Annotated in this window: 17 protein-coding genes; 9 read left to right on the forward strand and 8 right to left on the reverse strand. The window is 59.7% G+C overall.

Annotated features, from left to right (window positions below):
- Positions 1-21: 21 nt before the first annotated feature.
- A complete protein-coding gene (locus ACIOWA_RS05210; RefSeq protein ID WP_401158572.1) occupies positions 22-1,473 on the forward strand; it encodes a mannose-1-phosphate guanylyltransferase/mannose-6-phosphate isomerase in 1,452 nt (483 codons plus the stop codon).
- Positions 1,474-1,573: 100 nt separating this feature from the next.
- On the opposite strand, the gene ACIOWA_RS05215 is transcribed toward ACIOWA_RS05210, so the two are convergent.
- Positions 1,574-4,291, reverse strand: a complete 2,718-nt coding sequence (locus tag ACIOWA_RS05215; RefSeq protein WP_401158574.1) for an RHS repeat-associated core domain-containing protein — start codon at positions 4,289-4,291, stop codon at positions 1,574-1,576.
- 25 nt (positions 4,292-4,316) lie between these two features.
- A complete protein-coding gene (locus ACIOWA_RS05220; RefSeq protein WP_401158576.1) occupies positions 4,317-7,049 on the reverse strand; it encodes an RHS repeat domain-containing protein in 2,733 nt (910 codons plus the stop codon).
- A 178-nt stretch (positions 7,050-7,227) separates the two neighbouring features.
- On the opposite strand from ACIOWA_RS05220, the gene ACIOWA_RS05225 reads away from it, so the two are divergent.
- From ACIOWA_RS05225 to ACIOWA_RS05235, 3 genes are all read left to right on the forward strand, one after another.
- Entirely contained in the window at positions 7,228-7,692 is a 465-nt protein-coding gene (locus ACIOWA_RS05225; protein ID WP_339432061.1) for a multidrug transporter, read from the forward strand.
- 35 nt (positions 7,693-7,727) lie between these two features.
- A complete protein-coding gene (locus ACIOWA_RS05230; protein WP_401158578.1) occupies positions 7,728-8,552 on the forward strand; it encodes an SDR family oxidoreductase in 825 nt (274 codons plus the stop codon).
- Between the two features lie 247 nt (positions 8,553-8,799).
- The gene (locus tag ACIOWA_RS05235) at positions 8,800-9,801 is read left to right on the forward strand and encodes a sel1 repeat family protein (protein WP_339432059.1); all 1,002 of its coding nucleotides are present in this window, start codon (positions 8,800-8,802) and stop codon (positions 9,799-9,801) included.
- Between the two features lie 90 nt (positions 9,802-9,891).
- Here the strand turns inward: ACIOWA_RS05235 and ACIOWA_RS05240 are convergent, their stop codons facing one another.
- The 4 genes from ACIOWA_RS05240 to ACIOWA_RS05255 form a co-directional block, all read right to left on the reverse strand.
- Entirely contained in the window at positions 9,892-10,761 is an 870-nt protein-coding gene (locus tag ACIOWA_RS05240) for an efflux RND transporter periplasmic adaptor subunit (RefSeq protein WP_401158580.1), read from the reverse strand.
- A gap of 10 nt (positions 10,762-10,771) precedes the next feature.
- Positions 10,772-10,972: a DUF1656 domain-containing protein gene (locus tag ACIOWA_RS05245; RefSeq protein ID WP_007896379.1), complete on the reverse strand. Its 201-nt coding sequence runs from the start codon at positions 10,970-10,972 to the stop codon at positions 10,772-10,774.
- Positions 10,962-13,154 (reverse strand): FUSC family protein, encoded by a 2,193-nt coding sequence (locus tag ACIOWA_RS05250; RefSeq protein WP_401158583.1) that lies wholly within the window; start codon positions 13,152-13,154, stop codon positions 10,962-10,964. Before ACIOWA_RS05250 ends, ACIOWA_RS05245 begins: the two co-directional genes overlap by 11 nt.
- A 138-nt stretch (positions 13,155-13,292) precedes the next feature.
- Positions 13,293-14,792, reverse strand: a complete 1,500-nt coding sequence (locus ACIOWA_RS05255; RefSeq protein WP_339465850.1) for an efflux transporter outer membrane subunit — start codon at positions 14,790-14,792, stop codon at positions 13,293-13,295.
- A 194-nt stretch (positions 14,793-14,986) separates the two neighbouring features.
- Between ACIOWA_RS05255 and ACIOWA_RS05260 the strand changes: the two genes are divergently transcribed.
- From ACIOWA_RS05260 to ACIOWA_RS05275, 4 genes are all read left to right on the forward strand, one after another.
- Positions 14,987-15,955 (forward strand): LysR family transcriptional regulator, encoded by a 969-nt coding sequence (locus ACIOWA_RS05260; protein WP_339432055.1) that lies wholly within the window; start codon positions 14,987-14,989, stop codon positions 15,953-15,955.
- A gap of 380 nt (positions 15,956-16,335) precedes the next feature.
- On the forward strand, positions 16,336-16,704 hold the full coding sequence (locus ACIOWA_RS05265; protein ID WP_401158586.1) for a DUF6124 family protein: 369 nt from the start codon (positions 16,336-16,338) through the stop codon (positions 16,702-16,704).
- Positions 16,705-17,172: 468 nt separating this feature from the next.
- Positions 17,173-18,147, forward strand: a complete 975-nt coding sequence (locus ACIOWA_RS05270; RefSeq protein ID WP_401158588.1) for a 2-hydroxyacid dehydrogenase — start codon at positions 17,173-17,175, stop codon at positions 18,145-18,147.
- 144 nt (positions 18,148-18,291) lie between these two features.
- Positions 18,292-18,801 (forward strand): DUF2165 family protein, encoded by a 510-nt coding sequence (locus tag ACIOWA_RS05275; protein WP_401158590.1) that lies wholly within the window; start codon positions 18,292-18,294, stop codon positions 18,799-18,801.
- Between the two features lie 20 nt (positions 18,802-18,821).
- On the opposite strand, the gene ACIOWA_RS05280 is transcribed toward ACIOWA_RS05275, so the two are convergent.
- On the reverse strand, positions 18,822-19,724 hold the full coding sequence (locus tag ACIOWA_RS05280; RefSeq protein ID WP_339465843.1) for a DMT family transporter: 903 nt from the start codon (positions 19,722-19,724) through the stop codon (positions 18,822-18,824).
- A gap of 139 nt (positions 19,725-19,863) precedes the next feature.
- On the opposite strand from ACIOWA_RS05280, the gene ACIOWA_RS05285 reads away from it, so the two are divergent.
- Entirely contained in the window at positions 19,864-20,739 is an 876-nt protein-coding gene (locus ACIOWA_RS05285; protein WP_339432050.1) for an AraC family transcriptional regulator, read from the forward strand.
- A gap of 120 nt (positions 20,740-20,859) precedes the next feature.
- Here the strand turns inward: ACIOWA_RS05285 and ACIOWA_RS05290 are convergent, their stop codons facing one another.
- The gene (locus ACIOWA_RS05290) at positions 20,860-23,289 is read right to left on the reverse strand and encodes a TonB-dependent siderophore receptor (protein WP_401158593.1); all 2,430 of its coding nucleotides are present in this window, start codon (positions 23,287-23,289) and stop codon (positions 20,860-20,862) included.
- Positions 23,290-23,340 lie beyond the last annotated feature (51 nt).

A 23,340-nucleotide genomic window follows, 5' to 3' on the forward strand; every position in this document is an offset into this window, starting at 1 on the left:
CGATTTTATGGAGTAAACAATATGATTCCGGTGATCTTGTCAGGTGGTAGCGGTTCACGTCTTTGGCCGCTTTCGCGTAAACAGTTCCCCAAGCAATTCCTCGCCCTGACCGGCGAACACACGCTGTTCCAGCAAACCCTGGAACGCCTGGTGTTCGAAGGCATGGACACGCCCATCGTGGTCTGCAACAAGGATCACCGCTTCATCGTCAACGAGCAGTTGAGCAACCGTAACCTGGAATGCCAGCGCATCCTGATGGAACCGTTCGGCCGCAACACCGCGCCGGCTGTGGCGTTGACGGCGATGATGCTGGTCAATGAAGGTCGCGACGAACTGATGCTGGTGCTGCCGGCCGATCACGTTCTGGAAGATCAGAAAGCCCTGCAACGCGCACTGGCTCTGGCCACCGTCGCCGCCGAAAACGGTGAAATGGTGTTGTTCGGCGTACCCGCAACGAAACCGGAAACCGGTTACGGCTACATCAAGTCCAGCAACGATTCGTTGTTGCCAGAAGGCGTCAGCCGCGTTTCGCACTTTGTCGAAAAACCCGATGTGAAACGCGCTACCGAGTACGTCGAGTCCGGCGGCTACTATTGGAACAGCGGCATGTTCCTGTTCCGCGCCAGCCGCTTCCTCGAAGAACTGAAAAAGCACGACCCGGACATCTACGACACCTGCCTGCTGACCCTTGAGCGCAGCGAGCAAGACGCAGACACCGTCACGCTGGACGAAGCCACCTTCGCCTGCTGCCCGGACAACTCCATCGACTACTCCGTGATGGAGAAAACCCAGCGCGCCTGCGTGGTGCCGCTGACCGCCGGCTGGAGCGATGTCGGTTGCTGGTCGTCGCTGTGGGAAGTCAACGAGAAGGACGCCAACGGCAACGTCACCAAGGGCGACGTGGTCATTCAGGACAGCAAGAACTGCATGATCCACGGCAACGGCAAACTGGTGTCGGTGATCGGTCTGGAAAACATCGTCGTGGTCGAAACCAAGGACGCGATGATGATCGCCCACAAGGACAAGGTCCAAGGCGTCAAGCAGATGGTCAACACGCTCAACGAGCAGGGCCGCAGCGAAACCCAGAACCACTGCGAGGTCTATCGTCCGTGGGGTTCTTACGACTCGGTGGACATGGGCGGGCGTTTCCAGGTCAAGCACATCTCGGTCAAACCGGGTGCGTGCCTGTCGCTGCAGATGCACCACCACCGCGCCGAGCACTGGATCGTGGTCAGCGGCACCGCCGAAGTGACCTGCGATGAAAACGTGTTCCTGCTCTGCGAAAACCAGTCGACCTACATCCCGATTGCCTCGGTGCACCGCCTGCGCAACCCGGGCAAGATCCCGCTGGAAATCATCGAAGTGCAATCGGGCAGCTACCTGGGTGAAGACGACATCGAGCGTTTCGAAGATATCTACGGTCGCTCGCCCCCGATCGAACGCGGCGTGTCGGTGAAAACCATCGCGCAGTGATCGACCTGCAATAAAAAGCCCTCGTCCAGCCCACTGCGTCCCCTATCCGCAGTGGGTTGGGCGGGGGCTTTTTTGCAGGTTTCTACATTCAGGCAGCCTTTCACCCAGAGGACTGGGCAGTCTTGACCGCTTGCTCTTCCCGCGCGGGTCTATAACGTTCCCACCCTGCACGATCGCTTCGCCAAGGAGCGTCCACAAGCGTGTTGTTTCGATAGAACAACACTTTATCTGCAAGTTTTTCGCGGTTTCTGAAGAGATAACGCAACTCCGATGAGGTTGCGGAGGGTCGCGTCTTCATCACGACTTGATCCATATCCAGTTCATCCAGCATGAAGTGAATGACGTCAGTGCTTTCAGAATTCAGTAGGGTTGCCAGTCCGGCTTTACTGGCTCGACTGATCAGCTTGTGAGGAAACTTGTCGTCTGCATCAAGGTACTTTTCAAACGTTTTGCGTACCGAGTAGCGACCGCCAGCCAGTTCAGTGGCATAGCGCTCTGAAAAACGCCTGTTAGCGGCCGTGGACTTCCAACCCGAATACCTGTTTCTTATTTTCTGGTAATAGGCCTCTTCCCTCATGAACACCAATTGCGCAATGGATGAGTACTGCCCTTCCCAGAATGTCGGTCGACTACCGGTGTTACCTGCCGGCAGGACGGGGTTCATGAATCGGCTTGCGTCACGAATAGAGCTGTAGCTTTGGCGCCTGACATCCAAGTCATTTTCCAGTTCAGCAATATCATCACCATTCAAATATTTTGCGAGGTAGTCTCCGCGATTGCTCAACACCGCCCACCAACCCAAATAGCCTTTTTCAAGGACCTTCGCCAAGCCGAAAATCAAGTCGCCCTGCTCAGGTTTGAACAAATCCTTGAAGTTGCTTTGTCTGCCGTCGCCATCCGTCAAACTCATGGGCCTGTTTCGGACCATGCCATATAAATTCAGACCATCGGCTGCGCCTGCCGGGTCAGGGTTCAACCACCGCTGCCATTCGGGTAAGTAGTAACGCAATCCATAGTAGTAAAACCCTGTCGCATCTCGCTCCTTGCCCGAATACCTGATCGTTTTATAACTGACCTGCACCGCATCGCCATCCGTCCATGCGGTGCCACCAAACGGGTAATAACATTCCCGGGTGATAACGCTGGCATCCTGATCCAGCTCCAGCGTGCTTGAACCCAGATGATCGCTCAGGCTGTAGCGCTGTTGATTGTTGGCAATGTCCTGCGGCCGACCTGCCTCCCAGTGCAATACCCGCACACTGGCGCGCCCGGTCTGGACGTCAATCACATGCAGTACTTCCCGCGTGCCGCTGTGGGTACGGATCTCCAGGCCTGGCAGATAACGGGTTTCGATGAGGTTGGTTTGCGCACGGGTTTGCAGCGAGCGGATCTTGCGCACACGCCTGCCATCGGCCCCGTAGACGTAGCACTCACTGTCCGCAGGCCCTTCGACGCGTTCGACAGGTCGCACCTCGCTCAGTTGATTGCGTAGATCCCAACTCAACAAACACCCGGGCTGCAGGCACCGCAGATTGCCATTGGCGTCGAAGCCTTTGCGAAAGTCCGCTTCGCCCGGCTCCACGCCTTCGCGCACGGATAGGCAGCGATTGCTACCGGCATCCGCGACCAGTCGGTGGCCAGGGTTCTCCACACCGACATGGGTCATTTCGAGCAAATTATTGCCGGCATCAAAACGATAGGTCTGACGATAGTTGGAGAGGGTTTTCAAACGTTCGGATGAAGGCGCATGCCTGATTGATCCTGACTCCCAACCCGTCGCCTCAGTCAGTTGCGACTGACTGTCATAGCGATAGCGGCTGATCGGCTCGATACGTTGATTGGCGAAATAGCGAATTGGCAGCGCCGCGTCTTCAATGCTCAATACGTTGCCGAGTGGATCGTAGGCATATTGCAAATCCTGCACTGGCGCCTGCTGCCCGAGGCGGGAAAACAAACGGCTCAGACGTCCATCTTCAACGTCGTACTCAAGCGTGGTAACCACACCATTGCCCGCTACTTCTTCTTCGATCTGACCTTGCGCGTTGTAACGGATGGCGCTGACCATCGGCAGCCATTGCGCGGTGCCGCTCAGACATAAATCCACGGCGCGCAGCCGTCCTTCAAGGGTGTGGCTGAAGCGCTGCACGTTAGCCCCGGCATCCGTGCGCGATTGCAGATCGCCTAGCGGCGTCAATCGTGATCGGGTGACGTGACCTGGAACCGGCTCACCGCTGAACCGTCGTTCTTCCTCCAGCACCGCGCCGGCCATACTGTAGTCGTTGAACAGGAGAATGCCCGCTGGATCATCATGACGAATCAATCGCCCACATTGATTGTGCTTGCTGGAGGCCTCGTTGCCATACGCAAGCTGCTCGATAGACGCCTCGTTCTCGATAATTTCCACCGGCCGCAGTTGATCGTCGTAACGGATCTGCCGCCGAGTGCCGCGGCCATCCCACTGCTCCAGCAACTGTTCGCCCTCACCCGACAGACTGACCCGCCATCCGGCATCGACACTTTTCGTGCCGATGACCCTGGCGGACAACGAATACGCCGTCACCAGATTCGCCTGCGCCGTATGCCACAAACGCGGGTCCCGTTGCGCGACCATTCGCCCCGCTGAATCATGGCTCATACGGTTGATCCGTGGCTGCGCAGGCTGGCTTCCATCACGCCAGTAACCCACGGTACGAACCGTCAGCCCACGCGGATCGAAAGCGGTCAGGCCTGGAGTATGAGCATGGACAGACAGTTCATCTGACGTCATTTTTCCCTCCTTGTTTGAAGTCCGGTTACTGCCCCACAGCAGGCTGGACAACAGCGTGTTTTCTCTAGACCTGGCTTCAACCTCGACGAGACCAATTCAACTCCTGGTCTTCGGTCTCCAGATAGTCTGACGCCTGTGCAACTTGCGTAGGTGCCTGCACGAAGCCGGCATGAAACGCCTGCTGGACGAAAGAACTGGGCGCTGCCGACTGCTCTGTGAACAGTGAGCGCTGCACGCTGGCAGGGGTCTGCAGGAACGGCTGGAAAGACATCCTTGGTGTATTCGCAGCGGCTGACACTGGCACATTGACGGGCGCACTCAACAACTTGTATTGCACACGCGTCTGCGCCTCCGACGTTCGCATCACAGTGCCCATCGCCACCCCCACGGCCCCGACAATCTGTGCCGCTGGATGCGAGGCATGCATCAGGAGTTGCCCTCCGGTTTTAATCGACCAGGCCACGGCATCCCGGCGAGCCTCCAGCACCTTCGGGTCTTCGACAGGGCTGTTGAAGACATCCGACATCGGGCCCATGACCCGACTCGCAACCTTTTCGCCAAGAACCGTACTGAGTCCCGCTGAAAGCACTTCGCCGCCGTGATACATCACGGGGCCCGACGGCGGAGAAGTTTCGGTTATCACGGCGGCCCTGACGTGGGCCTCATGGGTATTGAGCAGCGCGCCGCTTTTGGCCCCCAGCTTTGCCAGTTCAACGGGAATTTGCCGTCGGTAGTCCTGCACTTTCGGGTCCGGATTGCTCTCAAAATAATTGCGCACCGGTTGCATGCCGGCAGCCTGGATCGGGTTGACCAGTTTTTTCTCGGCCAGAATGTGATAGACCCGATCATCGAGTTTCTTCTCTGGTTTGCGTCCGTCGCTGTCTCGATAGACCACAGGACTGTTGCGCATCGCCCGGTAGCGGTTATGGCCATCGATGGCCCCGGCAGGGTCCGGATTCAACCAGCGCTGCAACCACGGGATGTAATAGCGATGGCCGAAGTCATACAAACCGGTGGCATCGCGCTCCTTGCCCGAATAGCGAATGTTCTTGTAACGGGTCTCACCCTCTTCACACCAGGCCGTTTCACCGAAGGGATAAAAATGTTCGCGACTGATAATCCCACCGTCAGCGGCCAACTCCAGACCAACCGAGCGCAGATGATCAGTGAAGCTGTAGCGATATTGGTCGTTGATACCGGCAGGCGGCGCGCTCTGCCAATGCAAAACGCGCACACGGTTGAGTCCGGTCTGCACCGTGATGATCTGCAATTGCTCGCCGGTGCCGCTGTCGCTGCGTAACTCCAGCCCCGGTAAATAACGCACCTCGGCGACCACCGTGCGAGCGTTGGTTTGCAACGAGCGCAACTTGCGCACCCGCCGGGCATTGCCGTCGCAGACATACACTTCCTGATCATTCAGCCCGGATGCACGCTGCACCGGGGTCACCGAGTGCAACTGATCACGCAGATTCCACATCAGCCGACGGCCCGGCTCCAGCTCCAACAAATTGCCTCTGGTATCGAATACCAAGGCGATTTGCGCCTCATCGGGCGGCACGCCATTGCGCCAGGGCAGACAGCGATTGCTGTAGAGGGCGGCTTGCAAGTCATGGCCCGGGTTTTGTGCACCTACGTGAATCAATTTGAGCAGATTGCCGCCAGCGTCATACCGATAGTTTTGTGAGTAATTGGCGATCGCTGTCGGCCCGCCCTCCGCAGCGCCGGCCTCCCAGCCGCGGGCTTCACTCAACTGGTTCAGGCTGTCGTAGCTGAAACGGCTGATCGGCTCGATACGCTGGTTGGCGAAGTAACGCACGGGCAACGCCTGATCTTCGATGCTCAGCACGTTGCCCATCGGGTCATAGTCGTAGAGCAGACGCTGCAGGATCGTCGCGTCGGCCTTCTCGCTGTGGCGCAACCTCAGGCGATTGTCTTGCGGTCGATAGGCCAGTGTCGTGCGGACGCCGTTGCCCGCCAGTTCATGTTCGACCTGATCCGCGGCGTTGTAGCGAATTTCACTGACCAGTGTCTGTGCGGCGGTTTGATTTTCCAGTTGCAAGCAAGCCATGCGCAGGCGGCCATGAAGCGTCAACTCGAAGGTCTGTCGATTACCCCGTGCATCAACCTGTTCGAGCAAGGACTGCAACGCCGAGAAGCGCCATCGGGTCGTGGCGCCCGCTCCGGGCTCAAGCAGCACTTCGCGCTCCTCAAACGGCTCGGGCCAGTCAGGGTCGACGAGCGCCCGCAGGAAGCGCCGAGTGCCTGCGGTACATTGGCCACCGAGCGCGAATTCGTCGAACAACTCGCTGCCCGCCTGGTCATCGTGACGGATCAACTGGCCGAACTGATTGAGCGCCGGGTCCCCGCTGTCGGGCTGGCCATAGGTCAAACGCTCGACACACTGCCGAGGCTGCGTCGCACCTGTTTCAAATAGCGCCACCGGGCGCAGCAGCAGGTCATAGGCCACCTCGCGAGACGTGCCGCGACCATCCCAGCCGCAGAGCACTTGCCCACCCAGACCGAGCAGCTCGATCTGCATTCCGGCATCGACACTGTCCGAGCGCAGTACGTTGTCGTTCAACGAATACACCGTGGTCAGATTGGCCGGCGCCAACGGATCAGTCATCTGCAGCGCCCACAGGCGCGGATCCCACTGCCTGACCGCGCGCCCGGCGGCGTCAAGCACGGTTCGTGTGATGCGGGGCTCGGCGGGGCGGGCTGTTTCGGCGCGCCAATACTCCACCGCACGAATCGCCAGCCCCCGCGAATCGGTGACCGAAAGCCTAGGTGTTTTACTGTGCATCCCCATCATTGAGCCCCGCGCCGCGACGGCATCCCTTTGCCTCGAACATCAGAGCAGCGGCGAGCGGCCCTGCCAACTGTCAGAAATTACAGTCCCGACCGACGGTGCCCGGTTTAACAGCCGAATGTCCATTCCCGCGCCCCTTCGGTAGGATGGTGGGCACGTGTTCAAGGAGCGTTCAAACATGTTCATCGGCATCTTGCTGATCATCACCTGGTTGATCCTGTTGTTGCGCTATCCGGCCAAGGCCCTGCCTGTCTCCGTAGCGGCGGCTATCGGCTTGGGGTTGGTGGCGATGTGGGTCGTTTGGCTGGACAACCGCGAGGTCAAGCAATTGGCTCGCCTGGAGATGCGCATCAGCTACGCACCGGAACAATGCCCCGCGGATCGGCCGTTGCAACTGAAGATGAACAACGGCAACGATGTGCCACTGACCGAACTGCGCTGGCGCATCGGTGCCTACGCACCCGGCGACACCGTGAATCTGGCCGATAACCAATACACCGCCCCGCGTTATCGCGGCCCCGGCGAGTTACAGGCCGGCGCTGATTGGGAAGACTGCCTGCCCATGCCGCCCCTGCGCCCCGGTTATCGCCCGCAAACCCTGGAGTTTCGCGCCGAGCGATTGCAGGGCAGTTTCTCCGACTGATCCCCTTCCCCACTTTTTTGCACAAGGAATGCGCCATGCCCGTTGCGTTGATTACCGGTTGTTCCAGCGGCATTGGCCGTGCGCTGGCCGATGCGTTCAAAAGCGCCGGTTTTGAAGTCTGGGCCACTGCACGCAAGCCTGAAGACATCGCCGCGCTCAGCGTCGCCGGGTTTACCGCGATTCAACTGGACGTCAACGACGGCGCGGCACTGGAACAACTCGGCGAACGGATCAACCAGCAACACGGCAGCCTCGACGTGCTCATTAACAACGCCGGTTACGGCGCCATGGGCCCGTTGCTCGACGGCGGTGTGCCCGCCATGCAGCGCCAGTTCGAAACCAATGTTTTCTCCATTATCGGTGTCACCCGCGCACTGTTCCCCGCCCTGCGCCGGGGCAAAGGGCTGGTGGTGAATATCGGCAGCGTTTCCGGCGTTTTGGTCACGCCGTTCGCCGGTGCCTACTGCGCCTCGAAAGCGGCGGTGCATGCCCTGAGCGATGTGCTGCGCATGGAGTTGGCGCCGTTGGGCATTCGCGTGATGGAAGTGCAACCGGGGGCGATTCAATCGAGCTTCGCCAAAAACGCCGGGCATGAGGCTGAGCAGTTGATCAACGAGCAATCGCCATGGTTTCCCCTGCGTGAAGGCATTCGCGCGCGGGCCAAGGCCTCGCAGGACAAGCCGACACCGGCCAGTGAGTTTGCCGCCGGGGTCCTCAAGGCCGTGCAGCAGCGCAAGCCGCCACGCCTGATCCGTCTCGGCAATGGCAGCCGGGCGTTACCGTTGCTGGCAACGTTGTTGCCCAAGGGGTTGCTGGAATCGGCGTTGATGAAGCGGTTCGGCTTGCGCGGAAACTTTTGATTACAACTGATGAAATGGCCAAACCGGTCGATCTACGTAGAATGCGCCGCGCATGAAGTGCCCGACGCTTCATGTGAACCCGAAACCCGATAGCGCATGGAGTCGCTGGGGCGGCATCGAAGCAAGGGAATTGCTGAACACTGATCTCCCCCTCCCCGACTGTTTCCGCCCGAAGCGGTCGCTGCTTTGTTGACCTGCCTGACGCGAGCTCTGCTCACACGCTTCAATTCAGATCAGGAAACATCCCTTGAAACTCTTCAACGTATTGCCTCTGGCATTGCTCACGGTGCTGGCAGGCTGCGCGACCAAAGAACTGCCCCTCAATGACACGCTGCCCAAACTGACCCTGCAAAACGTGCTGCCGGTCGTGACCGCCAACGAGCATTGCAACGCGCAGATGGACAGCGACATTCTGTATGGCGTCGGCTACCGGTTGTACGAAAACGGAGAGTACAAGGACGCAAAAACCTGCATGGTCATGGCCGCCCCCAAGCACACTCGCGCGTTTTGCTACCTGTCGATGACCACCCGCTATGACTCAACCCTGACCGCCGACCAACGTAACACCGAAGCCTTCAACTACATGGCTTACGCAGCGACGCAGAACGACTGGTGCGCGGAATACGGTATGTACGAGAGCTACAAATACGGCAAAGTCGGGACCCGGCAAGATGCTGCGCTCGCCACTCGCTGGCTGGAGCGTTCCTCGCTGCATGGCTATGCCGAATCCCAGCAGATATTGATCGAGCAATACGAGGAACTGGGTAACCTGAGCGCCGCCTACGCCTGGACCAGGATCATGGCCAAAGCCGAAGACACCACGGCGGGCGCTGACCTGAAAGCCAAGATGAACGCCGCTCAGATCGCCGAAGGCGACAAGCTTTACAGCGAACTTGTCACCCAGGTCACCAGCAAGAAAACATTGTTCGCTGAAGCACGCGAAGAAGACGTCGGACGTTACTCCGCCGATATCTATCAGAACTATCCGGACACCTTCAAGGGCATGTCATCTGTCGAGCGTTACGACTATGTGAAGCAAACCATGCGCACTGCTATCGAGCAGCCCTTCACCAAAAACCGTGGCGACGTTGTGGCCTACATCGTACTGAACCGCGCCGCTCAGTTGAAAAAGCCTGACGCGAATATCGCAACAGACCCGCGGATCGTCGCCCTCATGGAAGATCAAGCATTGTCGGTGGACGAAGCCATCGAGTCTGGACTGCGGGTAGTCAACACGTTCTACCGATAAGCTCAGTCGCGAGCAGGCTCACTCACACACAGGTCTGTGTCACACCGAAGAACCTCTGTGGGAGCCTGCTAGCGCTGGCAGCCACGCGGTCTATCCGTTATCCACAGCGTCCTGCTTCACCACCACCGTACAAGTCATCCCCGCTGCCAACAGCACCCCCGCCGGCACTTCATCAATGTGAATGCGTACCGGCACGCGCTGGGCCAGTCGCACCCAGTTGAAGGTCGGGTTCACATCGGCAATCAGCTCGCGACTTTGCGGGTTGTCGCGGTCGTAGATGCCGCGCGAGATACTTTCCACATGCCCCTTCAAGACTTCGCCGCTCATCAGTTGCATGTCGGCCTGATCACCGACGCGTACATGGGGCAGTTTGGTCTCTTCAAAGAAGCCGTAAACCCAGAACGAGTTCATGTCGACCACGGCCATTTTCGCCTCGCCGATGCGTGCGTAGTCGCCGCGATGGACGTTGAGGTTGGTCACATAGCCGTCCACCGCTGCGCGCACTTCGGTGCGTTTGAGGTTGAGTTCAGCGGCTTCCAGTTGCGCTTGGGCGTGCTGGTAGTCAGCCAGTGCAGCGTCGGCAATGTTGCTCGCGTCGTCGCGGTTTTCCTTGGAGATCACCAGGTTGTCCAGATCGGCGCGGCGGTGGGCGTTGACCTTGCGCATCTGCCAGGTCGACTTGCGTGAAGCCACCAGCGACTGCGCCTGTTTCACCGCAATGCGGTAGTGCTCGGGATCGATCTGCATCAGCAAATCACCCTTCTTCACTAACTGGTTATCGCGCACCGGTACGTCGATCACTTCACCGGTGACATCGGCGGCGACGTTGATGATGTCCGCACGAACCCGCCCATCCCGCGTCCACGGCGTGTTCATGTAATGCACCCACAACGTGCGGCCGATCCACAGCGCGAGGGCCAGCACCAACAGAGTCGCGAGCAGGCTGAAAAACTTTTTCATCAGTACGTTCTCAACGGTAGACAGTCAGCGCCAAGGCGCCGAACAGACAAGTAAACAGACTCAGGCGCAGCAGCGCCGGGTGCCAGAAGAAGCGGTACAGATCGAACCCTGAGAGAAACCGGTCCAGCGCCCAGGCCAGCGCTGCAGCGATGAAAAACATCAGGGTCATGGTCGGCATGTACACGCCGTGGAAAGCGATTTCACGGGGCATGGGCAAGTCCTTCAGGCTTGGCTTGCGTGAGCGCAGCAAGCGGTGATTGCGGGTCGAGCAATGAGGTGCGAATGAAGTGCAGATAGCTCTTCACCCGGCGCAGCGCGGAGGTGTCGAAGTGCGGTGCGAACGGCTCATCGGTGGCCGCGACCCGGCTGATCGCGTGATCGACCGCCACCAGTGCGCGCTCCAGATTGCTTTGATTGGGCTGCAAGAACAGCCGCACCAACGCCCGGCCCATCACGCGGATCGCCTGACGCCACGGCTGCGATTCGGCATAGGCCGGGTGCACCGGCAAGATCGCCTGTTCCTTGCGCAACTCAATGATCGCGTGACCGACTTCGAGCACCACGAACATCCAGCGCAACAGGTTCTTTTGCACGGTCGGCTGGCCCGTCGCCAGACCGTAGGCCTGATGCAACAAGTCGCGGGTACGGCTCTCGAAACTCGACGCCTGGCCTTTGAGCTTGCCACTGATCGCATAGACCACCTGGCCACGCAGATCCTGCTCCAGACGCTGCCACAACCAACGGCTGTTGGGCGGCAGGATAATCGCGCCAGCCGCCGCACAGACCAGCATGCCCATGACCATGGCGATGTAGTCGTTGATGAAGGCGTACGGGTTGTAGACAGTCAGATTGTCCGGTACCGAACCGGTGCTGAAGAAGATCAACAGACCGAGGCCGACACCGGCGTACTGCGGCCGCGAGGTCAGGAACGAGCCCAGCACGATCACCGGCGCGAGCATCACGCACAGCAACGGGAAACCGTCGATCCACGGGAAGATGAAAAACATTTCGACGAAGCCGATCAGTGCGCCGAGGAAGGTGCCGCAAGCCATTTGAAAGGCCATGCGTTTCGGGTTTGGCGTGGCGGCGGACAGGCCCACGGTGGCCGCGGCGATCAGCGTCATCGTCGCACCACTCGGCCATGCCGTCGCGACCCAATAACTGCCCAGCACGATCAAAATAAACGAGGCGCGAATGCCCGACGCCGCGGCTGCCCACCAGTTGGTTTGCGAGGTGAACGACTCGTCCCAGCGCTCGCGTTCGTGGCGGTGATCGGCGAGCGAGGCGTGGGTCTGTGCATAACTGTGCAGGTCATCGACGAAGCGATAGAGCAACTCGTACGCGGTGTGAAAATCCAGTTGCTCGGCGTCGCTCGGCTCGCACTCCTGAAAGATTGCCCGCAAGCTGCGCACCCGCGCCGGCAAGCCTTCTTTGTAGGTCGCCAGCGCCGCGACCAGCCGTGCCGCATCGGGGCTGGTCAAGGCACGGCCACTGAAGCCATCGAGCACTTCGGCCAGATCCTGCAAACCGGGTCTGATCGCCACCACGACGTGTTCTTCGTCATAGCCACGCAAGCGTTCGAGCAACTGATGCAGCGCATTGAAACGGGTGGTGATGCCCATGAACTCACTGTTCAAACGACTCAGCCGACCGTTGCGCCGACGCATGTGCGGGTCTTCGAACACGGTCACGCTGCGCAGCCCTTCCAGGCCCACGGCTTCGGCGATGAACCGTACGTTGCTGGCTTCAAAGTCTTGCGCTTTGCTTCGCCCGCGCAGGCCATTGGTGACGAACAAGGCGAACACACCAAAGCGCTGATACAACGCGTTGCGCATAGCGGCGCTGGCGGTCTGCGGCACAATCGCGGCGCTGATCACGGTCGAGCAGACAATCCCCAGGGAGATTTCCAGCACCCGCCATACCGCCGCCATGAACGCGCCATCCGGGTGCGCCAACGCTGGCAAACCGACCATCGCAGCGGTGTAGCCGGCCAGCACAAAACCGTAAGCACGGAAGTTACGGCAGCGTGCGGCACCGGCCGAGCAGATGCCCACCCAGATTGCCAGCGAGCCGAGAAACAACTCGGTGTTCTGCGCAAACAACGCAATCAGCGTGACCATCATCGCCGACCCGGCGAGGGTGCCGAGAAAGCGATAGAAACTCTTGGCAAATACATGACCGCTCTGCGGCTGCATGACGATGAACACCGTGATCATCGCCGTGCGCGGCTGCGGCAGTTCCAGACGCATCGCCAGCCACAGGGTCAGGAAAGCGGCGAACAGCACCTTGAAGATGTAGACCCAGGTCACGCCATCGCTGCGCGCCCAGTCGAACACACCCCGGCGCCATTCCAGGGAGTAGAGCCAGCGCAGCGGGGCGGGCAAGGGAGTCATTTGATTGTGCTCAATGAAGTTCAGTCAGGTCGCAAAACATGTGGGCGCTAGCGTGCGAGTGACAGCGGTGTGTCAGTCGACGAAAAAGCCAACTGACGCGCCCTCATCGCGAGCAGGCTCGCACAACAGGTTTTGGGTTCACCGTAAAAGGGCCGGGGTTTTCGGGGCTTGGGTTTGTTCGGCAGTCGGCACGTCGTTGCCGGCACCGAGCCCGCCGCCGAGCGCGGTCACCAACTCGGCATGCGCACTCAGCCGCGCCGCCTGCACCTGCTGTTGCACCTGCTGCTGCTTGAACAGCAACGTTTGCGCGTTCAGCACGTTGAGGTAATCGGTGAGGCCCCGTTGATAGGCGATCATCGCGATGTCGTACGTTTTCTGCGCAGCGGCCACCGACTCGGCGGCGAACCCTTGTTGCTTGTCCATCGACTCGCGGCGGATCAATTGATCGGAGATGTTTTTCAGCGCATTGACCAGGGTCTGGTTGTAGTGCGCCACGGCGATGTCGTAACCGGCCGACGCTTCTCCCAATTCGGCACGCAGTCGTCCACCGTCGAAGATCGGTAACGAGATTGCCGGGCCAACGTTGTAGTTGAGCTTCTTGCCGGTCAAAAACTCCAGCGCGCCACCGCCGGTGGCCATGTAACCAAGGCTGCCGACCAGGTCGACGTTGGGATAAAACCCGGCGTGCGCCACATCGATCCCCCGCGCCTGCGCCGCCACTTGCCAGCGACTGGCAACCACGTCCGGACGCTGGCCGAGCAATTGGGCGGGCAGCGCGCCGGGCAATTTCAATGCAGCGCCGAGAGACAAGGTCGGACGCTGCAACTGCGCACCCTCGCCCGGCCCCTTGCCCGCCAATGCGGCCAGTTGATTGCGGCTCAGGGCAATTTCCTCGTCCAGCGCATCGAGTTGTCGATGGGTTTCCGGCAACGGCGTTTGGGCCTGACTGACTTCGAAGTGCGTGCCGATCCCGCCGTCCAGACGCTTGTGCGCCAGATCGAGAATCTGCTGTTGCTGTTTGAGCGTGGCGGCGACGATGTCGCGCTGGGCGTACTGCAGCGACATCTGGATGTAGGCGCGCACGATGTTGTTCTGCAACTCCAACTGCGCCAGCCGCGCCTCGGCGGCGCTCATGTGCGCCAGATCCACAGCACGCTCGCTGGCGTTGCTCTCGCGGCCCCAGAGGTCGAGCGCGTAGCTCAAACCCAGCGCAGCGTTGTTGTCCCAAGTGGTGGAATTGGCCAGATCACCGGGACCGTAGAACGGATCGGTTGGCCAGTTGTGACGCTTGAGGGTCGACTCGCCATTGATCTGCAACGACTCGGCCGCTTGCGCGACGCCTGCCAGGGCTTTGGCCTGACGCACCCGCGCAGCGGCCATGGCCATGCTCGGGCTGCCTTGCACGGCGAGGTCGATCCAGCGATTGAGCTGCGGGTCGCCGTAGGCTTGCCACCATTGTGCGGTGGGCCAGTGGGCGTCACGGGCGGCGTGGGCGATGGCCTCGTCGGTGGCCAGCGCATTGGCCTCCAACGCTTTGCCCTGTGGGGCAATTCCTTCGGTACCGATGCAGCCGCCGAGAGCCAGGGAAAAAGCCAGAACACTGAGCGGCAAAAGCGCTCTGTTGATGCGACGCGGCACAGCTGCGAATTCCTGAGAAAGGGGTATGGCGGGGAGGTGTATAGGGAACGGCGCAATTCTAGGGGGGCGACCTGGCGGCGATAAGCTGGGATTCCTGTGAATCTTTGTTACCGTTAACGAGATAATCCGTTGGTCGGGGGTCTCAGCCCCCGAAACTTCGTGTCACAATTTGCCATCTCCCTTGAGAGCACCCCATGGACACTTTGCAAAACATGCGCGCCTTCAGTTGTGTGGCCGAAGCAGGCAGCTTCACCGCCGCCGCCGTGCAACTCGACACCACCACGGCCAACGTCTCGCGCGCGGTCTCCAACCTGGAAGCCCACCTGCAAACCCGCCTGCTCAACCGCACGACACGGCGCATCGCCCTGACCGAAGCCGGCAAGCGTTACTTGCTGCGCTGCGAGCAGATTCTGGCCTACGTCGAAGAGGCAGAGGCCGAAGCCAGCGAAGCCCACGCGCGCCCTGCCGGGCAGTTGAAAGTGCACACCATGACCGGCATCGGCCAGCACTTCGTCATCGACGCCATCGCCCGCTATCGCAAGACCCACCCGGACGTCACCTTCGACCTGACCATGGCCAACCGCGTGCCGGACCTGCTCGATGAAGGCTACGACGTCTCCATCGTGCTGGCCCGCGAACTGCCGGACTCCGGCTTCGTCTCGCAACGCCTGGGCATCACCTACAGCATCGTCTGTGCCTCACCGGCCTACGTGAAAGCCAACGGCTGCGCACAAAAGCCCAGCGACCTGCTCAACCACGCCTGTCTGCGCCTGGTCAGCCCGGTAATCCCTCTGGAAAAATGGGCCTTCGACGGCCCCGAAGGCCAGGAAATGGTCACCATCAACAGCTCCCCGTTCCTGGTGAACTCCGCCGACGCCATGAAAACCGCGATCATCAGCGGCATGGGCCTGGGTGTTCTACCGGTGTACGCCGCCATCGAAGGCTTGCGCAATGGCACGCTGGTACGGGTGATGCCCAACTACCGCTCGCAGGAACTGAACCTGTACGCGATCTACCCATCGCGGCAATACCTTGATGCAAAGATCAAGACGTGGGTCGAGTACCTGCGCGGCTCGTTGCCGGAAATCCTTGCTGCACACCAGGCAGAACTGGCCGCCTACGAACTCAGCGGCAGCCTCGCCGGAGCACGCGTCGCCAACTGATTTTCAACACACCGTGAAACCTGCAGGAGCTGCCGCAGGCTGCGATCTTTTGACCTTGATGTTTAAAAATCAAAAGATCGCAGCCTACGGCAGCTCCTACATTTCGGGCTTTTCGCGGAACTTTCCGACGTGTTTTGCAGGTTGTCCGTCGGAAGTGCGGTGGATAGGCTTTGGGTGTCGCTGACGAATCAGCGACCGGACTTGGTCGTCCGGGTTTAGAATGGCGCACTTTTCAAGTTTGCTTAATGGCGAGCTGTGCGTGGGAGGGCTTCGGCCCTGCCGGGTTTCCATTCCCTGGTCGACCAACCTGCGTACGGTTCGCCACCCTTCTGCTTGGTCGCAACGTCTGGCGAACTTCACATCCCGAATGGAGTTTCATGATGAAAAAGCCAACACCAAATCCGCCAGAAGCCGACAACACCTCTCCCTACGAATCACCTGATTCGAAGAAATTCCACGACGCCGCCGTACGTGCGCTCGACCACTACCTCAAACCCAACGCCACCACGCTGAGGTTCCACAAACCCAGCACCATGTTCCAGGTCGCGCCGGGCCAAGACAACGAAAGCCTCCTCGTCCACGCCTGCGAATCACTGGCGCAAGCCAGCCTCATGTCCAGCGACATCGCCGCCTACGTCGACTTGCCGCAGCGGCGCACGATTCTCGCGATTCAGCAAATCATCATGCTAGCGGAACTGGCAGAGAATCGAGTGCTGGACACCATCGAACAACCTGCCGCCAACACCTGAGCCCGCTCCCACAGTTTGAACCGAGTACACCCGCCACATCGCCACCCAACCGCCCCCAGAAAAAAGGCAACCCCCACCACCACTCAACAGGATGAGCGCAAGCTCGGCTGCAGCTCTTGATCTTGATCTCAAGGCCCATCGGCAGGCTTCGTTCCGGGGTTCATCCGGGGGAAAACATCGAGAGGAGGTGCAGCGAAGCAAACCGAAGGCGATGCCCCGGATGAACCCCGGAACGAAGGAACCCCGAGCCCCAGCGAGCGGGCCGAACGTCAGGGCACAGACCTTTGCTTCCTTTGGGGCGTTTGCCAAAGGGAGTCGCCGTCAGGGCGAAACCGCCAGCCGCCACACCCCAAAAAACGGATATACACCCCAAACCCAAAGAGCATGGTCGGCCCAGAGGCCGCCAAGACAACCCAAAACAGAAATGTTAGCGTGCTTGGCAATAAAGCCCGACGACGAGCCCCAAGCATGAAAAAAACAGTCCTGGCCTTCAGCCGCATCACCCCAGCCATGATCGAACGCCTGCAACAAGAGTTCGACGTCATCGTCCCCAACCCGAAGGCCGGTGACATCAACGCCCAATTCAACGAAGCCCTGCCCCACGCCCATGGCCTCATCGGCGTCGGCCGCAAACTCGGCAAAACCCAACTCGAAAACGCGACAAAACTCGAAGTGGTCTCCAGCGTCTCCGTCGGCTACGACAACTACGACCTCGACTACTTCAACGAACGCGGGATCATGCTCACCAACACCCCGGACGTGCTCACTGAAAGCACCGCCGACCTCGCCTTCGCGTTGATCATGAGCAGCGCCCGCCGCGTCGCCGAACTCGACGCCTGGACCAAGGCCGGGCAATGGCAAGCCAGCGTCGGCGCCCCGCTGTTTGGCTGCGACGTGCATGGCAAAACCCTCGGCATCGTCGGCATGGGCAACATCGGGGCCGCTATCGCCCGCCGTGGCCGCTTCGGTTTCAACATGCCGATCCTCTACAGCGGCAACAGCCGCAAGAGCGAACTTGAACAAGCACTCGGCGCACAATTTCGCAGCCTCGATCAACTGCTGGCCGAAGCCGATTTCGTCTGCCTGGTCGTTCCGCTCAGTGACAAGACCCGCCACCTGATCAGCCATCGCGAACTGGGCCTGATGAAGCCAAGCGCGATTCTGGTCAACATCTCCCGTGGCCCGGTAGTCGACGAACCGGCGCTGATTGAAGCCCTGCAAAACAACCGGATTCGCGGTGCCGGCCTGGACGTGTACGAGAAAGAACCGCTGACCGAGTCGCCCCTGTTCCAATTGAAAAATGCCGTGACCCTGCCGCACATCGGCTCGGCAACGAATGAAACCCGCGAAGCCATGGCCAATCGCGCCTTGGCCAACTTGCGCAGCGCGTTGCTCGGCGAACGCCCGCAAGACCTGGTAAACCCGCAAGTTTGGCGTGGCTGAAAAAACGGGCAAGTGCGCCATGGCACTTGCCCGTTAGTTGGTTTAATACACAACTTGAAATTGAACAACAAACCTAATTAAACAACAAAATTATAAGCTCTCCGAATTGTCGAATAATCGACAATTCAATGGAGAGCTAAAACCTTGAACGCCCTGACCACCGACAGACTTATCCGTTACAGCAAAGTTATATTGATGGCTTACATCAGTTTCTTTGGCCTACTGGTGATGATTCACAACTTCACCGACTATGATTCAAACTACACTTACGTGGCGCACATCCTGAGCATGGACACCACCACTGCCAGTGACACCATCAAGTATCGAGCCATCGAGTCGCCGATGATTCATCACCGGATCTACTGGTTCATTATCACCCTGGAAGTCACGTATACAGTGTTGTGCCTGATAGGTACCTATCAGCTCTATCGCAACATCAACGCCTCCGCCGAAATATTCCACGAGGCAAAAAAGTTCTCGATCATGGGCATCCTCGCGGCAATATTCATTTATTACGTGTGCCTGCAAACCGTGGGGGTGGAATGGTTTGACATGGACACTTCGCAATCATGGAATGCCAAGGACTGGGCACGGCATATCGTTGACTTCATCTTCCCTGTCATGATTTACATCACCTTGAAAGTCGAGCGCTGAAGTTCAGCGCTCGTTTTATTTCAAACCAACTTTCCCGACATCGGCGGCGCCACCGCTTTCGGTTTGCGAAACACCAGCACGTTGCCCAGCATCACTAACACCAGTCCGAACAGCGCCGGCGCCGTCCACTGATACCCTTCGGCAAACGCGGAGACGTTCAACGCCACCACCGGGAACAGCACCGTACAGTACGCGGCGCGCTCCGGCCCCATGCGCCCGACCAGCGTCAGATACGCGGTGAAACCGATGACCGAACCCGGTATCACCAGATACAGCAGCGCCCCCACATAACGCGGCGACCCGTCCATGTTGAATGGAATGCCTTTGACCAGGCACCACACCGACAACATCGCCGCGCCATAGGCCATGCCCCAGGCGTTGGTGGTCAGCGGCTTGAGACCCGCCTTTTGTTGCAGGCTCGACAGCATGTTGCCCGCCGAGAAACACAAGGTGCCGCACAGCGCCAGCCCCAAGCCGAGCAAGGTTTGCGGACTGGCTTGATGACCGGCCAACTCCGGCCAGAACAACATGCCCAACCCGAACAGGCCCAGCGCACCGCCCATCAGCACGTTTGGGGCAATACGCTGACCGAAAAACACCCTTGCATTGAGCGCGTTCCATAGCGTGGCGGTAGAAAACACCACCGCCACCAAGCCGCTGGGAATCCACTGACTGGCGGTGAGAAAGCACATGAAATTGATGCAAAACAGACACAAGCCCTGGGCCACGCAGATCAAATGGCCGCGCCGGTTCATGGGTTGCAGTCGACGACTCAACAGCAACAGCACGAACAACACCAGCGCGGCGAGTCCAAAGCGGTAGACGATCGACACCGGGATCGCCACCACACCCAATTGCCATTTCAAGGCAATCCATGTGGTGCCCCAGATCAGCACCGTCAGCAGATACAACGACAGGTTCATGGCAAACACTCCTAGATAGGCCTTGAGTGTCAGTTGCGGCAGGTGACAAGCGCTTGCATAAACTTGCGCTTTTGTCGGGCGGCCGGCTGGCAGCGGGACGGCTACGGAGTACGATGCAAGGCGTTGAAGAGAACCGATCATGTCCGCCATCGATAACCTGCAAGTCTTCCAGGCGCTTAACCGCTCGCCGAACTCTCGCCTGCTGCACAGCGCCGAGCTCGGCGACGGTTTGTCTGCGGCCCTGTGGACCAACCACCACGACGCCCAGGAATACGAAGCACCGAGTCATCACACCCTGTCGTGCTACATCGCCGGTGGCACCGGCACGTTTCGCCGCGGTCAGCCGGGGCACAAGGGTGGCCCGGACAAGTTGTGCATCCTGCCGGCCGATCACGAATCGGGCTGGGTCATCAACGGCGATATCCGCCTGGCACACTTGTATTTCAGCGCTGAACAATTTGCCCTTGGTTGCATCACCTTGCTTGATCGCGAACCGCGACAGATGCAGTTGCGCGAGCAGACCTTTCTTGAAGACCCACACCAGGCGCAACGTTTCCGACAGTTACTGACGCTGAACTGGGACGAACCCGCCGAACGTTTGCTGACCAGTAGCCTTGCTCATGAATTGATCAGCCATACCTTGCTCAGTCAGGTTGGTGTTCGTCAGGGCTTGCGCCTCAAGGGCGGGCTGGCGCCGCACCAGCGCCGACAATTGGTGGAGTTCATTGATGCGCAGTTGGCCGAGCCCATCAGCCTTGGGCAATTGGCCGGGTTGTGTGCCCTGTCGGAGTACCACTTTGCACGGATGTTTCGCGTGAGTTTCGGACTGCCACCGCATCAGTACGTGTTGGCGCGACGTCTGAGCCGGGCGCGGGAATGGCTGCGCAATACAACGTTGCCGTTGGGTGAGATTGCGCTGGCGTGCGGGTTTGCCAGCGCCAGTCACTTCGCCAATAGGTTCCGGCAGATTTCGGGCGGGACGCCCGGGGAGTATCGGCAGGCGTTTTTGCGTTAGTGCCAAAGTCTTTATCGCCTGTCATGGCCCCTTCGCGAGCAAGCCCGCTCCCACACTTGGAAATGTATTCCCTCCTGTGAAATCTGGTTTGCTCGCGAAGAACGATGACGCGGTTTCAGGTCAGAACTCCAGGGTGCTCGACAACGATACCTGCCGCGAATCCCCCATGGACACAAAGAACCGGCTCGCCGACGAGGTGTAATACGTGCGATCAAACAGGTTCTTCACATTGAGCTGGAACTTGACCTTCTGCCCTTCCACTTTGGTGTCGTAAGTCGCAAAGGCATCGGCCACGGTGTAGCTCGGCAGGTCGAAATCATTCACCGCGTTACCCGCTCGCTCGCCGACATACCGCGCCCCGGCACCCACGCGCAATTGATCGCCACCGATCACACTGCCGAAGTCATACACCGCCGAGAATGAGCCGCTGTTTTTCGCCACGTTCTGCAGACGTTTGCCCTTGTAGGTCGGGTCTTGCGTGACTTCGGCATCGGTGTAGGCGTAGCTGCCGATCAGGCTCCAACGGTCGCTGAGTTGACCGGTCAGGTCCAGTTCCAACCCGCGCGAACGCACTTCGCCAGCCGCGCTGTAAATCGTCGTTGGGCCTTCGGCGTTGGCCACCAGCACGTTGCGCTTCTTGATGTCGAACAGCGCGATGTTGCCGGTGACGCGACCCGGCATGTCCAGCCGTGCCCCCAGCTCCCACGACTTGGCCTCTTCCGGCGCAATGCTGCCGTCGAGCACGGTGCTGCTGCCGCTCAGCGGGGCGATGGTCGAGTTGGGCTTGAACGATTCGGTGTAGCTGCCATAGAACGACAGCTCATCGGTGTAGCGATACACCAGACCTGCGCGCGGCACCCATTTCTGGCCATTGCTGTCGGTGTTGGCCTTGAATGGCACGCCTTTGCCAGCGTACTGGTCGTACGCCTGAAAACGAGCACCGGCGACCAGAATCCACTGGTCATCAAGGTGGATCGAGTCCTGCAAAAACACCGAGTCGCTGCGCAGCAGATCGGTCTGCGCGCTGTCCGCCGCGCTGACCGTGGTGCCTTCGACTTCACGGCCATACACCGGGTTGACGTAGCTGAAGGTGCTCAGGCTTTTCTGGCGGATCAGGTCAGCACGGTAGATCTTGCGGTACTCGTCGTCGACGCCAAACACCAGGTCATGCTGCATGCCCAGCACGTTGACCTTGCCTTCGAGGCTGGCCGTGGTGAAACGGTCGGTGGTGATCGCGTTGCGCGTGCCATCCATGTTGCGGGTCAGCGTGCCTTTGTTGGTGTCGATCGCTGTGACACGGACTTGGCTGGCGTCGTAGGTTTCGCGGTTCCAGCTGTAGCCAAAGTGGGCTTTCCAGTCGTCGTTGAGTTCGTGATCGGCTTCGAAGTGATACAAGTCCGAACGCCCTTCCATATCGTTGAACGGCTCGTCGAGACGCTCCTTGCGCGAGATGTTCAGCGGGTGGTTGGTGCGTGGATCAATGACCGTGCCACGATCGAACGGCGTGAGAAATTCACGATGCTCGTAGCCGAAGGACAGCTTGGTCCGCTCGCCGAACCAGGCCAGCGACGGGGCGATCAGGGTTTCGCGGTGAGTGCCGAAGTTGCGCCAGTAATCCTCGTCTTCGTGATCGATCACCAGACGATACGCCAGCCCGGATTCGCCCAGCGCACCCGTGCTGTCGAAGGTGCCGCCGCTGCCATTCTTGCCTTCGCCGTAGGTCGAGCCGCGCAAGGTCAGGGCGTTGTACTGAGTCAGCTCAGGCTTCTTGCTGACCATGTTGACCACGCCGCCCGGGTCCTGAATTCCGTAAAGCAATGACGCCGGCCCCTTGAGCACTTCGACCCGGTCCACGGTGGCGTTCATGCCCCGCCCCTGCACCAATGGCATGCCGTCGCGCATGATCGAGCCGTTGCGGTTATCACCGAAACCGCGGGTCATCACTGAGTCCTGAGTGCTGCCCAAGGTGTTGCCCTGGGTGATGCCACTGACGTTGGCCAGCGCATCGTCGAGATTGCGCGGCGCCTGATCGCGAATGACCTGGGCCGGGATGACGTTGACGGTCTGCGGGATTTCCTGAAGCGACGCCGAAGAACGCATCACCGAACTGGTGTGCGGTGGCTGGTAGCTCATCGACTCGTCGCGCACCGACGTGATGGTGGTGGCACCGAGGTTCAACGCACCGCCAGCGGGTTGCGGTTCAAGCACCAGGGTGTGGCTGTCGGTGCGGCGCCCGTTCAAGCCGGAACCGGTGAGCAGGCGCCGCAAGGCTTGCTCGGCACTCATCTGGCCGTTGACCGCCGGAGCGTTCAGGCCGTAGGGCGCTTCATCGGTGTAAACCACACTCTGCCCGGTGACACGGCTGAAATCGCTCAGGGCTTGCGGCAGCGGTTGGGCGGCCAGGGAGAAACTGAACTGCTTTTGCGCCTGACTGCTGGTGGTTTCAGCGGCGAGCGCCACGCTCATCGGCAACAACGCCAATGCCGATAAACTCAACGCCGACGCACCGAACCACTGTTTGACCGAACCCGACTTTGCCCTGGACTTCATTGCTCAATGACCTGTGTAGAACCGCAACGGATGCGAATGACTCGCAGTTTC

Origin of the sequence: Pseudomonas sp. NPDC087614 (genome assembly GCF_044743485.1) — a bacterium.
GTDB classification, from domain to species: domain Bacteria; phylum Pseudomonadota; class Gammaproteobacteria; order Pseudomonadales; family Pseudomonadaceae; genus Aquipseudomonas; species Aquipseudomonas baetica_A.